We start from the raw sequence: 14,155 nt of genomic DNA on the forward strand, positions 1-14,155 counted from the left end.
TGGAGAGCGCTGTCAGTGCCTAACAAACTATTTAAGCATATACCCAACGCAGGCCTAATCTTTTTCTTTGTTCTGCTAACGTCATTCTTTTGTCTATTTGCCAATAATTTCTCTACCTCGATGAATGCTGAAAACATTCTTGCCAGTTATTCCTTTATCGCCATCATCGCACTTGGGCAGATGTTTCCGATCACCGCTCGTGGGATTGATCTAAGCACCGGCTCGATTGTCGCGCTGGCTGGAATGGTGGTTTATGACTGCATGCTGATTTTTGAACTGTCAGGTTGGGTGTCGATCGGGCTGGGTATTTTGGCGGCCACTTTGGCTGGGGTATTGAATGGCATTTTAATTGTCCGCTTCAATTTGCAGCCATTCGTAGCCACACTGGCCACGCTGGCGGGCTATCGCGGCTTGGTTTATGCCATTTCAGGTCGCCAACTCTATCCTGAGCTAGCAACAACGCCGCTGCGCGATCCCGCTGTCAAGGCGCTCAATGAATTCTACGATATCGGCAGTTGGACAGGCTTAGATCAATTCTTTCAAACACCTTGGATACCCGTCTCGTTTTTCGTATTGCTCGGGGTAATGATTGCTCTATTTGTGCTTCTGACGCTCTCACCTTACGGCACTGCACTTAAAGCAACAGGTGGGAACTATGAGGCTGCACGGCTTGCAGGTCTCCCAGTTCGTGCTATCACCATTTCTGCGTATGCAATGTCAGGTTTATTAGCCGGTATTGGGGCGGTGTTATTGGTGTCACGGCTGACCACCTCAACCGAGTCCCTTGGGATTGGCATGGAATTGACAGCCATTGCCGCTGCAGTGATTGGTGGAACGCGCCTACAAGGCGGTAAAGGCAATGTATTAGGGCCAGTACTGGGTGCTTTTTTACTCGGAATAATTCTGGTTGGGCTAACCCTCATGGGTATTTCGCAATTTGTGCAGCAAATGCTAACCGGTGGTATTTTGCTGGCCGCTGTTGGCTATGATTCTTTTCGGACAAGGAAACAGGCATGAGTAACGAGCTTCTTCTGGAAACCATTGAAGTGTCCAAGCGCTTCGGTGAATTTGTCGCGCTTAAGTCTGCCAATATCGAAGTACGCGCTGGAAAAGTGCTGGGTTTCGTCGGCTCAAATGGGGCAGGAAAGTCCACCTTAATTCGGGTAATCACCGGCGCTCATGCACCCAGTAGCGGAACGGTAAAAGTGCGAGGCAAAGTGGTAGAAAAGGCAGATCCAGCATTGATGCGGTCTTTAGGCATTGCTTGTATTTATCAACATTCCAGCCTCGTTTCAACTTTGAGCGTGATTGATAACATTTTTCTGGGACGTCAAATACGCAATCGCTTCGGCTTGGTTAATGGCAAAGCGCAGCGCAAACGTCTGCAGGAGGTTATGACTCAATTTGAGATAACCGTAGACCCTGATGAAGAAGTGGGAAGACTTACGCCGGTCTCACAAAAGGAAGTTGAAATTCTAAAAGCGCTAGTGGCCAGTGCCGATGTGATTTTAATGGATGAGCCAACTGCGTGGCTGAGCCTTTCTGAGGTAAAAACGCTGCACACGACGATTCGTAAGCTATCAGCAGCGGGTAAGGGCGTTGTTTATATTTCTCATGTGCTGGATGAGGTATTTGAGATCTGTGATGACATTACCATTCTCCGGGATGGCACGATGATTTGGACAGGGCCGGAAGCGGATATCGACCGACCTAAGTTAGTTAATCTAATGGTGGGCGAGGCATTGGGTGAAGCAAGCCGTGCAGCAATGACAGCTGAGCGCCATCCACGAGGCAATGGAGAAGTACGCCTTGCGACCAAAGGTTTGACGAAAAATGATGTGTTTCACGATATCTCATTTGAAGCCTATGCGGGTGAGATTCTGTGTTTTGCCGGGTTAATCGGCTCGCGACGCTCTGAAGTGGTCAAATGCTTATTTGGTGATGATAAGCCTAACTCCGGAGAGATCTTATCTGAAGGCAAAGCGATTCGTTTCAAATCACCGAGCGCTGCCATTGCGAGTGGTATTTGTCTGGTACCTGAGGATCGACATGCCGAAGGTCTGTGCCTTCAGCATTCGACACTGGAGAATATTGTGATTCCTTCGCTTGAGACGCTGAGCCAGAAGAGCATTTTGAATCGACAATCGATGGCTGATATGTGCGATCGCCAAATCAAAGGGCTGAATATTTTACCGCCTGATCCCCATAAAGTCGTCGGCCGCATGAGTGGTGGAAACCAACAAAAAGTACTGCTGGGCAAATGGATTGAGAAAAATCCCAAAGTATTAATTTTGGATGAGCCAACCGTTGGTGTGGATGTCGGTGCAAAAGCGGAGATCTACGCGACCATTCGCAAGCTGCGAGATACCGGTACGGCGGTGATCGTGGTGTCTTCCGACTTAGAAGAGGTGATGACGCTGGCCGACCGCATTTTAGTCTTTAACAAAGGGCGCATTACCAGCACGTTTGATGGAGGCGAAGTCGATAACGACACCTTGATACAGGCCATTGGTGGCGAGGAGGTTGCGTGATGAAATCAATGATTCGAAACAATATCGGTGATCTGGCGCTTCCCATTGCGATGGTGGTTTTATGCGCGATATTCACCATTGCAGAACCTGCCTTTTTATCCTTAGATAACTTAAATGGCATTTTACGCCAAGTCGCGCTGACTGGGGTTATGGCTATTTTCATGACCTTTGTGATCATGACGGGCGGGATTGATTTGTCGATTGGTCCGGTGATGGCGTTAGCTGGGCTTGCGGCTTATGCAGTGTATTTTGGTACTGAGCTACCAGTCGGATTCGCACTTGCATTTGGTCTGCTTGCCGGCGCGGCGGTTGGTGCAATTAACGGCTTTGCGATTGCCGTGTTGCGACTTCCTCCCATTATTATGACACTGGGAATGTTGTCTATTGTGCGTGGCTTTGCGCTATTAATGGGTGGGCCAGATCTACACCAGATTCGGGATGAGCCTGTTTATACCTTCCTGGGGAATGGTCGTGTTTTCGGTTTATCGGTGTCAGTGTGGGTATTCCTTGTGCTGACTGCGGTGATGCTATGGGTTCAGAAACGAACGAGCTTTGGATTAATGGTCTCTGCCATTGGGGATAATGCCAGAGCGGTGCATTTATCCGGTCGCTCGGTGGCCAAAACAGTATGCCTCGTTTACATCTTCTGCGGGGTGGGTGCTGCCATCGCAGGCATGCTGCTTTCCAGTCAGGTACATACCGCCTCGGCAACCTATGGCGAGTTTGGAACTGAATTAGATGTCATTGCGGCGGTGGTTTTAGGTGGTGCAAGCCTCATGGGCGGTAAAGGTTCTGTGCTGCGAACTTTCTTTGGAGTGTTATTGCTAGGGGTGATTAATAATGGTTTAAATATTATGAATGTACCTGTAGATCAACAGCTTATGGTCAAGGGTGTCATCATTGTCGCGGCTCTGGCGCTCTCAGAATGGGCTCAGCGCGCAAAAACATAATGCTTAGTTTCAGTTAATTACAGTTAGTTAATATACCGTTCATCCGCCACCCGTAGAATGGGACACAGCTTTAAGGGGCTACAACGAAACAAAATAATAATAATAAAAAAGCCTAACAATAATAAAAAAAGGTTCGTTGTGTTATTCAGTAAGAAACAGGGAATTCGTGAGTCCTCTCCTTCTCACGAATTCCCGTGTTCTTACCTCCCAAAGCATCCCTCTCTGATACACCTCATGCTCCAGTCCAACCAATTTTCACACTCTGTCAAAGCATCAATGCAGTTGGTTTTTAGCTGTGAACTCCTCCCATGGTTGCACTATAAAACTCAGATTTCAGGTTTAGCCACCCGCTAAATAAACTGTGCCAACCTATGAATTCACCCTCAAAAAATGATCTTTTTAGCTAACTGAATCAAGCCTTTCCAGATTGAGGTTTTTGAGACAAATTAGTCTGAAATTAGTTTTTTGGTTAATTAATCGTTCATGCCGAAACCGTAGAATGGTGCTCAGCTTCTAGGGGCTACCAACAACTACTAAACAGAAGAATAAAAAAATCTATAATAATAAAAGTTGTTGTTATTGCTGTAAAAATCAGGGAACCAGTGGGCAGTCCTCGCCTCACGGTTCCCTTTCTTTATTGCTTCCTGCAGAGACTTGGGCTCACTTGAAAATACAGTTTAAACTGCCGTGAAAAAGCAGCCAATGAACTGAACCCGCTGCGTACCGCAATCGCCTGCATTGGCAACCTTGTATCCAATACTAAGCGCCTGGCTGACTGTAAGCGTAGCCGCAAATAATATTTGCCAGGTGATGTCTGCAAATTCTGCTTAAACAAATACTCCAACATGCGTACTGAGAGCCTTAATTGCTCAGCGATCTCACTCACGCTAAGTGGCTCATCAATGTGTTGTTCCATCAGGCGAATGGCTTTGGCAATGCGTGGTTCGGTGCGCTCCAATGCGCCCAGCGAGACAATTGGTTGTGCATCATTTCCGGTGTGAATACCGTCGTAAATAAAGGCACTGGCTACTTCCAAGCCTAAGTGATGGCCATAGCGCGAACGAATTAAGTGCAACATAAAATCAAAGCTGGGTGATGCGCCGCCAGTGGTAAACACATTGCTATCGATCACAAAGCGGTCGGGGCGCACATTCACCTGCGGAAAGCGCAGTGCAAAATCTTCCAGATCCTCCCAGTGCGTGGTGGCTTTTTTATCCGTGAGCTTTCCGGCGCGAGCCATGATCCAACTGCCAGCTTCAATCCCGCCAATCACTTTGAACTGGCGCATATAGCCGCGAAGCTTGATTAGAGTGGCATTATCGACGTGCTTATCTTGATTAAAACCGCCAATCACAATGAGTACATCGCCCGAGCTATTGGCATTTAAGACGCCATCGGAATGAATGGGTAAACCACAACTGAGGGTTGCCGCTTCTCCGTTTAGGGTGAGTAACTCCCAACTAAATAACTTGCGACGCGATAAGCGATTGGCCGCGCGCATCACATCCAGCACGCAAGCTAGCGACATCATGGAAGACTCGGGGATCACTAAAAAAGTGACTCGCAAGGTCTCATTGCTGGGAGCAAAAATATTCATTTCGTATTTTGGTAAATATGTTGCGTAAAGTGTAAATCATAGCGCATTCCTCCATGCCATGATTTATCCAGTTCACACTTAACCACGAGATGTCGCCATGAGCTTACAACCCAATAGAAATGTATTTATCACCTGCGCAGTCACCGGAGCGGGGGCGACCACTGAGCGCTCAAATAAAGTGCCGGTTACGCCTCGCCAAATTGCCGATAGCTGTATTGAAGCGGCTCAGGCTGGTGCGGCGGTCGTGCATATTCATGTACGTGACCCTGAAACCGGTGCGCCAGCGCGTGATCCGGCCTTGTATACCGAAGTGGTGGATTACATTCGCGAATCGGGTGTGGATATGGTGATTAATCTAACCGCTGGCATGGGCGGCGATTTAACGCTGGGTAGCACTGAAAACCCACTGCCACCGTCGATTGAAGGCACCGACATGATTGGCGCAACGGAGCGCTTGGTTCATGTAAAACAAATCCTGCCAGAAATTTGTACGCTGGATTGCGGCACCATGAACTTTGGTGAAGGCGATTACATTATGACTAATAGCCCGGCGATGTTGAAAGACATGGCAGGGCAGATCAAAGCCATGGGTGTACGCCCTGAAATTGAAGCCTTTGATACTGGTCATGTATTGCTGGCGAAATGGTTGCAGGATCAAGGCTTAATCGAGTCACCGACCATGATTCAGCTATGTATGGGTATTCCTTGGGGCGCGCCGGATGATTTCTCCACCTTTATGGCGATGGTAAATGCGGTGCCAGATGACTGGACGTTCTCTGCCTTCTCAATTGGGCGTAATCAACTGCCGTATGTGGCAATGGCGCTCAATGCCGGCGGTAATATCCGTGTCGGTCTGGAAGATAATATCTGGCTGGATAAAGGCGTATTGGCCAGCAATGCGGACTTGGTCTCTCGTGCCGTCACGATTGCAGAAGCCATGGGCTCTAAGATTATGACACCCGCTGAAGTGCGTGAAAAAATGCAATTAGTAAAACGCTGGTAGGAGGCTGACATGATTAGAATTAAACAAGCAGCCATTGTCGGTGGCGGTGTGATTGGGGCGGGCTGGGTGGCGCGGTTAATCGAAAATGGCATTGATGTAAATGTCTATGATCCTGCGCCGGATGCTCGTCAAAAAGTAGAGGCAGTGCTGGAGAACAGCCGCCACGCCTATCGCAAATTGACTATGGCACCCCGAGCCAAAGAGGGTGCCATTCAGTATTGTGACAGCCTTGAGCAAGCCGTGGCCTCGGCGCAATTGATTGTCGAATCCGTGCCTGAACGACTGGACATTAAACAAAGCGTGTATGCACAGATTGAAGAGTTTGCCGCAAATGATGCGCTCATTACCTCATCCACCTCCGGCATCATGCCGACTGATTTACAAGAGAAGATGAAGCACCCGGAGCGCTTGCTGGTCGTGCACCCATTTAACCCCGTTTACTTGCTTCCGTTAGTGGAGTTGGTGGGTGGAAAAGACACGTCTAAAGCGATAATCGCAGAGGCTAAAACGTTTTATACCAGCCTTGGGATGCATCCTTTGGTGGTCAAAAAAGAAATTGAAGCTTTTATCGCCGATCGTTTCTTAGAAGCGGTATGGCGGGAAGCCTTGTGGCTGGTGAAGGATGGTGTCGCGACGACTGAAGATATCGATGATGCGATTCGCTATGGCTTTGGTTTGCGTTGGGCACAGATGGGCTTATTTGAAACTTACCGAATTGCCGGCGGGGAAGCGGGCATGCGTCACTTCATGGAGCAATTTGGGCCCTGCCTGACTTGGCCGTGGACTAAGTTGATGGACGTGCCTGAGTTTAATGATGAATTGGTAGACCTGATTGCTGGTCAGTCCGATGAGCAATCTGGTCACTACAGCATCCGTGAGCTGGAGCGTCATCGCGATGATAATCTGATTGCCATTTTACAAGCGCTAAAAGTCAATGACTGGGGCGCGGGTAAAATTCTCGGCAGTTACGAAAAAATGCGTTACGACCTGACGAGCGCCGATGAAGCCGAAGCGATCGTCGATTACAGCCAGCCGGTTCGCACGCTGGATTTGTTGGTGCCGCCAGATTGGACTGACTATAACAACCACATGAATGAGAGCCGCTATCTGGAGTGTTTTTCACAAGCAACCGATGGCTTTTTGCGAATGATTGGGGTGGATGCCGATTACGTGGCCGCCGGTAATTCCTACTTTACCGTGGAAACCCATATTCGCCATTTGGATGAAGTGGCCGCGTTGCAGCCGGTGTATGCCACCACCCAAGTGATTATGGGCAAAGGCAAAAAACTCCACCTGTTTAATCGCTTATTCCATCAAGACGGACGTTTGCTGGCAACTGGCGAGCACTTATTGCTGCATGTGAATTTAGGTACTCGCAGCTCTTCAGAACCTGAAAGTGCAATCGCCGATAATTTGGTCGCAATCGTTGCCTTGCATTCCAAGTTAGACAAACCAGAAGGTGCTGGAAACAGCATTAAACAACCGGAGGCACTATGAACTTTGGACTCACTTCCGAACAAGACATGATCGTCGATACTGTTCGCGACTTTGTTGAAAAAGAAATTTATCCGCATGAAAACGAAGTGGAGCGTACGGGAATAGTGCCTAAAGAAATAGGCATGGAAATCCGTGATAAGTGTTTGGATGCCGGATTCTTTGCAGCAAACTTGCCGGAGTCGGTGGGTGGTGGCGGCTTAAATCATCTGGATTTCACTTTGCTGGAGCGCGAGTTAGGTCGTGGCTCTATGGCGCTGGGAGTGTTCTTTGGTCGGCCTTCTGGCATTTTGCTGGGCTGTAATGAGGAACAGCGTGAGCGTTATTTGTTGCCAGCGGTTAAAGGCGAAAAGTTTGATGCGCTGGCAATGACTGAGCCTGATGCGGGCTCCGATGTACGCGGTATGAAGTGCATGGCCAAACGCGATGGTGGTGATTGGCTAGTGAATGGCACCAAACACTTTATTAGTCATGCCAATATTGCCGACTTCATCATCGTATTTATTGCGACAGGTGAGGAGGAAACTCCGCGTGGGCCTAAAAAGCTGATCACTTGTTTTCTGGTTGATCGCGGTACGCTGGGTTTTGAAATCCTGCCGGGTTATAACTCGGTCAGTCATCGTGGCTATCAAAACTGCATTCTTAAGTTTGAAGACTGTCGCTTATCCGATGCCCAAGTCTTGGGCGAAGTGCATCACGGTTTCGATTTGGCCAATCAATGGCTGTATGGCACGCGCTTAACCGTCGCCTCCAACTGCGTAGGTCGGGCACGTCGCGTGTTTGAAGAAACCTTGCCCTATGCCGCTGAGCGCAAGCAATTTGGTCAGCAGATCGGGCGTTTTCAGGGCGTGTCATTCAAGTTGGCTGACATGATTACTGAGATTGATGCAGCTGATTGGCTCACGCTTTCGGCGGCTTGGCGACTGGATCAGGAGCTACCGGCTAATCGGGAAATTGCCAGCGCCAAAGTGTACGCCTCGGAGATGCTGGCCAAAGTCACCGATGAAGCACTGCAGATATTCGGCGGAATGGGCTTGATGAGCGATCTGCCAATCGAACGCTTCTGGCGCGATGCGCGGGTTGAGCGGATTTGGGATGGCACCTCGGAGATTCAGCGGCACATTATCTCTCGTGAGTTGCTGCGCCCACTAGGCTGCTAACACCGCTCGTGCGTGGCTGCTAAGGGATTGATTATTCTGTTTTTTAAGCCCTGGCAGACCATCTTTCACTCCGTTCGAAGGAGCGTTGTATGAAATCCGATTTAAGTCGCTTATTGCGGCCGCGTACGATTGCGGTCGTTGGTGGGGCATTTGCGGCAATGGTAATTCGCCAATGTCGCTTAATGAATTTTGACGGTGAAATCTGGCCGGTACATCCAACTAAAGACGCAATCGAAGGCGTGCCAGCATTCCGCAGTATTGATGAATTACCGGCTGCACCCGATGCCACCTTTATTGGTGTAAACCGGCATTTAACTTTAGAGATTGTTGCAGCGCTAGCCAAGCGTGGCGCGGGTGGCGCAGTGTGTTATGCCTCTGGTTTTCTGGAAGCGGATAGCGAAGGCGCTTCATTGCAAGCGGAGTTAGTGAAAGTAGCCGGTGAAATGCCGATACTTGGCCCCAATTGCTATGGTTTTATTAACTATGTGGATGGCGCGTTACTGTGGCCAGACCAGCATGGTGGCCGACGTTTAGCGCCGGATGAGCAGGGCGTTGCCATTATCACGCAGTCGTCCAATATTGCTATTAACCTGAGTATGCAACGTCGCGGTTTACCCATTGCCTTTATGCTAACGGCGGGCAATCAGGCAATGGTGGGTTTATCCGATATGGCATTAGCGGTATTGGATAATCCGCGAGTGACTTGTTTAGGTATGCACATCGAAGGCTTTGATTCGCTGGCGGGTATGGAAGCGGTAGCCCGAAAAGCCCGCCAATTAAACAAGCCGGTGGTAATTTTAAAGGTTGGTAAAAGTGAACAGGCGCAGCAAGCGACGCTCAGCCATACCGCATCCTTAGCGGGCGCTCATGCGGCTTCGCAAGCTTTTATCGAGCGTTTGGGTTTTGGTCGGGTTGAGACCTTACCCGCGTTTTTGGAAACCTTGAAGTTACTGCATGTGCATGGCGCATTGCTCGGTTATCGCTTGGGATCAATGAGCTGCTCTGGCGGTGAGGCGAGCTTGGTGGCCGATGCGGCGCAGGGTAAGAAAATTCACTTTCCTGTGCTGAGTGCCGCTGAGAAATCCGTACTGAATGAGGCGCTAGGGCCAATGGTGACGGTGAATAACCCTCTGGATTACCATACTTATGTTTGGGGTGATGTTGCCAAAATGACTCGGGTTTATGCGGGAATGTTGGCGGTTGATACCGATCTTACCTTGCTGATCATGGATTTGCCCCGTGCCGATCGCTGTACAGCTGAAGGTTGGGAGCCTGCGTTTTTGGCTTTTGAAGCAGCGGTGGCTGAGACGGTGGCGAAGAAAGTCTGTGCGGTGCTGACGGTTAGTTTGCCGGAAAATATTCCCGAGGCGATTATCCAGCGATTTATGGAGCAGGGTATTGCGGTGATTGGTGGGATTGAAGAGACGTTAATTGCCGCTGAGGTTGCTGCGAATATTGGCCAAGCTTGGAAGAGGCCTGAAGCCATGCCGGTGATGAGTTCAGTAAAGAAAGCCGATCAACTGGCTGCTTGTAATCATAATGATCCATCGGGAGAGTTGTGCAGGAGGAGTCCAGGCGAGTCTCTTAATGAGACATCAGCTGAGCTATGCATTGCCCACACAAACAAACCTCTACCCAAATTATCAAAGCCTGTATCAGTAACACTTGATGAAGCAACCGCCAAAGCCGTCTTTAAAGCCAATGGCATCGCGGTCCCGCAAGGTCAAACGGTTCACTCATTAAACGAAGCCACTGCCGCCGCCGAGGCCATCGGCTATCCAATCGCCCTAAAAGCCCTCGGCATAGCCCATAAAACCGAAGCCAACGCAGTACGCCTAAACCTGCAAAACTCGCAGCAGCTCAGCGAAGCATTTGCAGACTTACAGCATTTAAGTGAGGATCTGTATCTGGAAGCCATGGTACAGCGCCCCGTAGCGGAGTTAATTGTTGGCTTAAGCCGAGATCCGTTATTTGGCTTAGTGATGACGATTGGTGCGGGTGGCATCCTCGTTGAGTTACTGCAGGATAACGTCACTCTATTATTACCCAGCAGTCGCGAGGTCATTGATGAGGCGCTGGGTAGCCTAAAAGCCGCCGCTTTATTACGCGGCTATCGTGGCAAACCGGTAGCCGATATGGCCGCGGCGGTGGATGCCATTATCAATATTCAACAATACGCGCTGAGCCATGCGGATCAGTTGCAAGAGTTAGATATTAATCCCTTAATGGTCTGTGAAGCAGGGGCTGGCGCGTATGCCGCCGATGCGCTGATCGTTATCAATTCGGATTCATAAATTCAGGAGAAAGGTATGTCTGAGGTAGTAACAAGCCGCCGTGAGGGTGGTATTTTGGAAGTCACGCTGGATCGCCCCAAAGCCAATGCGCTTGATCTGGCAACCAGCCGCTTATTGGGTGAAGTGTTTCGCGATTTTCGGGATGATCCTGAGTTGCGGGTCGCTATTATTCGCACGGCTGGCGATAAGTTTTTCTGCGCAGGCTGGGATTTAAAAGCCGCAGCCGGTGGTGATGAGGTTGATGGCAATTATGGCGTTGGAGGCTTTGGTGGCTTGCAGGAGTTACGCGATCTTAATAAACCGGTGATTGCCGCCGTTAATGGCATGGCAGTGGGGGGCGGCTTTGAATTGGCCTTATCTGCCGATATGATTTTAGCGACTGAACATAGCAGTTTTGCATTACCTGAAATTCGCGCAGGAACTCTGGCCGATGCGGCGACCGTAAAACTCCCTAAGCGCATGCCCTATCACGTTGCGATGGATTTACTCTTCACCGGCCGTTGGATGGATATTCAGGAAGCCCATCGCTGGGGCTTGGTAAATGAAATCTTAGCCGATGAAGCTGCATTGATGGATCGAGTCTGGGAGCTGGCGCGTCTGTTGGCTGCTGGCCCACCGCTGGTATTTGCGGCAATCAAAGAAGTGGCGCGCGCCTCCGAAGCGATGGCTTTTCAGGATGCCATGAACAAGATTACAAAACGTCAATTTGCAACGGTTGATGTGCTCTACGACAGCGAGGATAATCTTGAGGGCGCAAAAGCCTTCGCTGAGAAGCGAGAGCCAGAGTGGAAAGGCCGTTAATGACTCGCTGAGCCAATACCATAAGTAATGGAAATGCGAATCAATAACTGTTCTACTAGCGTTTCAATATTTCCCCGGCCTGCCATTGCGCAGGCCTCTTTTATGGTAAGACTATTTTGACTCCTCAAGCTACTCGTGAATATTATCGGGATGATGCGACGGCACGCTTTAGCGCTCTCATCGTTGTGTGTATCGGCTCCTTTTTGACGCCTTTATCCTTATCCGCTGCGCTGGTTGCGATCCCTGCCATTGCCGCTGACCTGCATGCTGATGCGGTGTATGTGAGTTGGATTCCTGCAGTATTTTTGATTAGTAATTTAGTGACTTTATTGCCCGCGGGGCGCGCTGCCGATATCTATGGTCGCAAGAAAATCTACCTGATTGGTAACGTGGTTTTCTTAATTGGCAGTGTGTGTGCCGGTTTATCCAATAGCATTGAAACCTTGCTGGTATTTCGGGTAGTGCAGGGCGTGGGCGCAGCCATGTTCTTTGGCTCCGGCATGGCCATTATCAGTAGTGTGTATCAGGATGGCGGGCGAGGTGCGGCGCTTGGCTGGGTGGTCGCCTCGGTGTACTTAGGCTTGAGCGGCGGGCCGGTGATTGGTGGCTATATTACGGATCACTTTGGCTGGCATTATGTCTTCTTTATGCTGATCCCGTTTGTGCTGCTGGGTATGATTTTGATCGTACTTAAGCTAAAAGGCGAATGGCTTAGCCACGAGCCGCAAAAGTTGGATTGGACTGGCGCGGGTTTGTTTTCGCTGTGGATTGTGAGTCTGTTTATTGGTCTGACGAATCTGCCAACGATGACGTCATGGATTGCCCTTCCCATCTCTGCTGTGCTGCTTTATCTATTTGTGACTCACTGCAATCGTATCCCGCAGCCACTGATTAAGCTCAAAGTGGTCTGGAGCAATAAGAATATTTCCTACGCCATTATCGCCTCGATTTTTATGTATTCCAGTAGTTATGGATTGCAGTTTTTGATGGGTTTATACCTGCAATACAATCGCGGATTATCGCCCACTGAGGCGGGTAAAATGCTGTTAGTACAAGCGCTGATGATGGCGATACTGGCCCCAATTAGTGGGCGCTTATCCGACCGTTATCCACCCAATAGCATTGCAGCAGTGGGTTGCTTATTGGTGGCTTCCAGCTTTGTGGTGGTGCTGCAGTTGGATAATGAGTCATCGATGAATTTGGTGCTACTGGCGCTTGGCCTGTTGGGGCTTGGTTTCGGTATGTTCTCCACTCCGAATAATAATGGCGCGCTGAGTAATGTGCCGGAAGCCAGCTTAGGCATTGCCTCGGCGATTATGAATCTGTCACGGATGATTGGTCAGTTACTGGGTACCGCATTGGTCACGCTGCTCATGTCGTTGTATATTGGCAATAACAATATTGATGCTGCGCATTATGACGCCCTGTTATCGGTGTTGATGTGGGTGACGATGGTATCACTGTGTTGTGCCTTGGCAGCGGCTTATGCGTCGTTTGCTATGTCGAGGTTTAAAGCGAAAGCGGCGGCTTAATTATTATGAAAACAATCGGTTTGTTAGGTGGCATGAGTTGGGAAAGTACGGTGGGCTACTACCGCATGATCAATGAAGGCGTGAAGCAATCGCAGGGTGGATTGCACTCAGCGAAGATTGCGATGGTGAGCGTCGATTTCGCTCCGATCGAAGCCATGCAACATGCGGGCGATTGGGATGGTACGGCTGAACTCTTGTCACAAGCGGCAAAAAACATTCAGGCCGCCGGAGCGGATTGTTTGCTGATTTGTACTAATACCATGCATAAAGTCGCCCCGCAGATTGCAGCGGTTTTAGATATTCCATTGCTTCATATTGCAGATGCGACCGCTGAAGTCTTGGTGGCTGAGGGGATTAAAACGGTTGGCCTGCTCGGCACTGGATTCACCATGGAAGAGGGTTTCTATAAAGACCGCCTGAGTGAAAACTATGGCTTAGAGGTGGTTATTCCCAATCCCGAAGACCGGAAAATTATCCATGATGTGATCTATCAGGAGCTGTGTTTGGGTAAAACTGAAGCGGCTTCTAAGCTGGAGTATTTGCGGATTATTCAAGCGCTAAAAGCGCAGGGTGCTGAGGCGGTGATTCTGGGTTGTACTGAGATTGGCATGCTGGTTGAGCAAGCGGATACGGATGTGAAGCTGTTTGATACAACAGCAATTCATGCGGCTAAAGCGGTTGAGTTTGCGGTGGCTTAATGAGCTACTCCTCGTAAGTAGTGGCTAGTTAATATCCATTAGTGGTTGTAATACCTGAGTTTTTTCAGTGCATTAGCCTGTAACTGGCAGAGCGA

Annotated in this window: 11 protein-coding genes; 10 read left to right on the forward strand and 1 reads right to left on the reverse strand. The window is 49.5% G+C overall.

Annotated features, from left to right (window positions below):
- Positions 1 to 15 precede the first annotated feature (15 nt).
- From LEUMU_RS0123205 to LEUMU_RS0123215, 3 genes are read left to right on the forward strand one after another with little or no spacing between them, the layout of a single operon-like run.
- Entirely contained in the window at positions 16 to 1,017 is a 1,002-nt protein-coding gene (locus LEUMU_RS0123205; RefSeq protein WP_022954693.1) for an ABC transporter permease, read from the forward strand.
- Positions 1,014 to 2,531 (forward strand): sugar ABC transporter ATP-binding protein, encoded by a 1,518-nt coding sequence (locus LEUMU_RS27505; protein ID WP_022954694.1) that lies wholly within the window; start codon positions 1,014 to 1,016, stop codon positions 2,529 to 2,531. The genes LEUMU_RS0123205 and LEUMU_RS27505 overlap by 4 nt, the downstream gene beginning before the upstream one ends.
- Positions 2,531 to 3,481: an ABC transporter permease gene (locus tag LEUMU_RS0123215; protein ID WP_022954695.1), complete on the forward strand. Its 951-nt coding sequence runs from the start codon at positions 2,531 to 2,533 to the stop codon at positions 3,479 to 3,481. Before LEUMU_RS27505 ends, LEUMU_RS0123215 begins: the two co-directional genes overlap by 1 nt.
- A 634-nt stretch (positions 3,482 to 4,115) precedes the next feature.
- On the opposite strand, the gene LEUMU_RS0123220 is transcribed toward LEUMU_RS0123215, so the two are convergent.
- The gene (locus tag LEUMU_RS0123220; protein ID WP_022954696.1) at positions 4,116 to 5,078 is read right to left on the reverse strand and encodes a GlxA family transcriptional regulator; all 963 of its coding nucleotides are present in this window, start codon (positions 5,076 to 5,078) and stop codon (positions 4,116 to 4,118) included.
- A 97-nt stretch (positions 5,079 to 5,175) separates the two neighbouring features.
- Here LEUMU_RS0123220 and LEUMU_RS0123225 point away from each other — a divergent pair, with 97 nt between their 5' ends.
- The 7 genes from LEUMU_RS0123225 to LEUMU_RS0123260 all read left to right on the forward strand — a co-directional run bounded on the left by LEUMU_RS0123225 (position 5,176) and on the right by LEUMU_RS0123260 (position 14,060).
- A complete protein-coding gene (locus tag LEUMU_RS0123225) occupies positions 5,176 to 6,081 on the forward strand; it encodes a beta-keto acid cleavage family enzyme (protein WP_022954697.1) in 906 nt (301 codons plus the stop codon).
- Positions 6,082 to 6,090: 9 nt separating this feature from the next.
- Positions 6,091 to 7,578 (forward strand): carnitine 3-dehydrogenase, encoded by a 1,488-nt coding sequence (locus tag LEUMU_RS0123230; protein ID WP_022954698.1) that lies wholly within the window; start codon positions 6,091 to 6,093, stop codon positions 7,576 to 7,578.
- Positions 7,575 to 8,735, forward strand: a complete 1,161-nt coding sequence (locus tag LEUMU_RS0123235) for an acyl-CoA dehydrogenase family protein (protein WP_022954699.1) — start codon at positions 7,575 to 7,577, stop codon at positions 8,733 to 8,735. The genes LEUMU_RS0123230 and LEUMU_RS0123235 overlap by 4 nt, the downstream gene beginning before the upstream one ends.
- A gap of 89 nt (positions 8,736 to 8,824) precedes the next feature.
- Complete coding sequence (locus tag LEUMU_RS0123240; protein WP_022954700.1) at positions 8,825 to 11,029, forward strand: acetate--CoA ligase family protein; 2,205 nt, start codon at positions 8,825 to 8,827, stop codon at positions 11,027 to 11,029.
- 15 nt (positions 11,030 to 11,044) lie between these two features.
- Positions 11,045 to 11,830 carry a carnitinyl-CoA dehydratase gene (locus tag LEUMU_RS0123245; RefSeq protein ID WP_022954701.1) on the forward strand — a complete coding sequence of 262 codons (786 nt, stop codon included), beginning with the start codon at positions 11,045 to 11,047 and terminating at the stop codon, positions 11,828 to 11,830.
- A gap of 116 nt (positions 11,831 to 11,946) precedes the next feature.
- Positions 11,947 to 13,362, forward strand: a complete 1,416-nt coding sequence (locus LEUMU_RS27510) for an MFS transporter (protein ID WP_022954703.1) — start codon at positions 11,947 to 11,949, stop codon at positions 13,360 to 13,362.
- 5 nt (positions 13,363 to 13,367) lie between these two features.
- Entirely contained in the window at positions 13,368 to 14,060 is a 693-nt protein-coding gene (locus LEUMU_RS0123260) for an aspartate/glutamate racemase family protein (RefSeq protein ID WP_022954704.1), read from the forward strand.
- The last annotated feature ends 95 nt before the right edge of the window (positions 14,061 to 14,155 follow it).

The sequence above is a fragment of the Leucothrix mucor DSM 2157 genome (genome assembly GCF_000419525.1).
GTDB classification, from domain to species: Bacteria; Pseudomonadota; Gammaproteobacteria; order Thiotrichales; family Thiotrichaceae; genus Leucothrix; species Leucothrix mucor.

What these genes read in the sequence shown, in the direction of transcription:
- LEUMU_RS27505 (WP_022954694.1), top strand. Translation starts at nt 1,014, where the DNA reads ATGAGTAACGAGCTTCTTCTGGAAACCATTGAAGTGTCCAAGCGCTTC.
- LEUMU_RS0123215 (WP_022954695.1), top strand. Translation starts at nt 2,531, where the DNA reads ATGAAATCAATGATTCGAAACAATATCGGTGATCTGGCGCTTCCCATT.
- LEUMU_RS0123220 (WP_022954696.1), bottom strand. Translation starts at nt 5,078, where the DNA reads ATGAATATTTTTGCTCCCAGCAATGAGACCTTGCGAGTCACTTTTTTA.
- LEUMU_RS0123225 (WP_022954697.1), top strand. Translation starts at nt 5,176, where the DNA reads ATGAGCTTACAACCCAATAGAAATGTATTTATCACCTGCGCAGTCACC.
- LEUMU_RS0123230 (WP_022954698.1), top strand. Translation starts at nt 6,091, where the DNA reads ATGATTAGAATTAAACAAGCAGCCATTGTCGGTGGCGGTGTGATTGGG.
- LEUMU_RS0123235 (WP_022954699.1), top strand. Translation starts at nt 7,575, where the DNA reads ATGAACTTTGGACTCACTTCCGAACAAGACATGATCGTCGATACTGTT.
- LEUMU_RS0123240 (WP_022954700.1), top strand. Translation starts at nt 8,825, where the DNA reads ATGAAATCCGATTTAAGTCGCTTATTGCGGCCGCGTACGATTGCGGTC.
- LEUMU_RS0123245 (WP_022954701.1), top strand. Translation starts at nt 11,045, where the DNA reads ATGTCTGAGGTAGTAACAAGCCGCCGTGAGGGTGGTATTTTGGAAGTC.
- LEUMU_RS0123260 (WP_022954704.1), top strand. Translation starts at nt 13,368, where the DNA reads ATGAAAACAATCGGTTTGTTAGGTGGCATGAGTTGGGAAAGTACGGTG.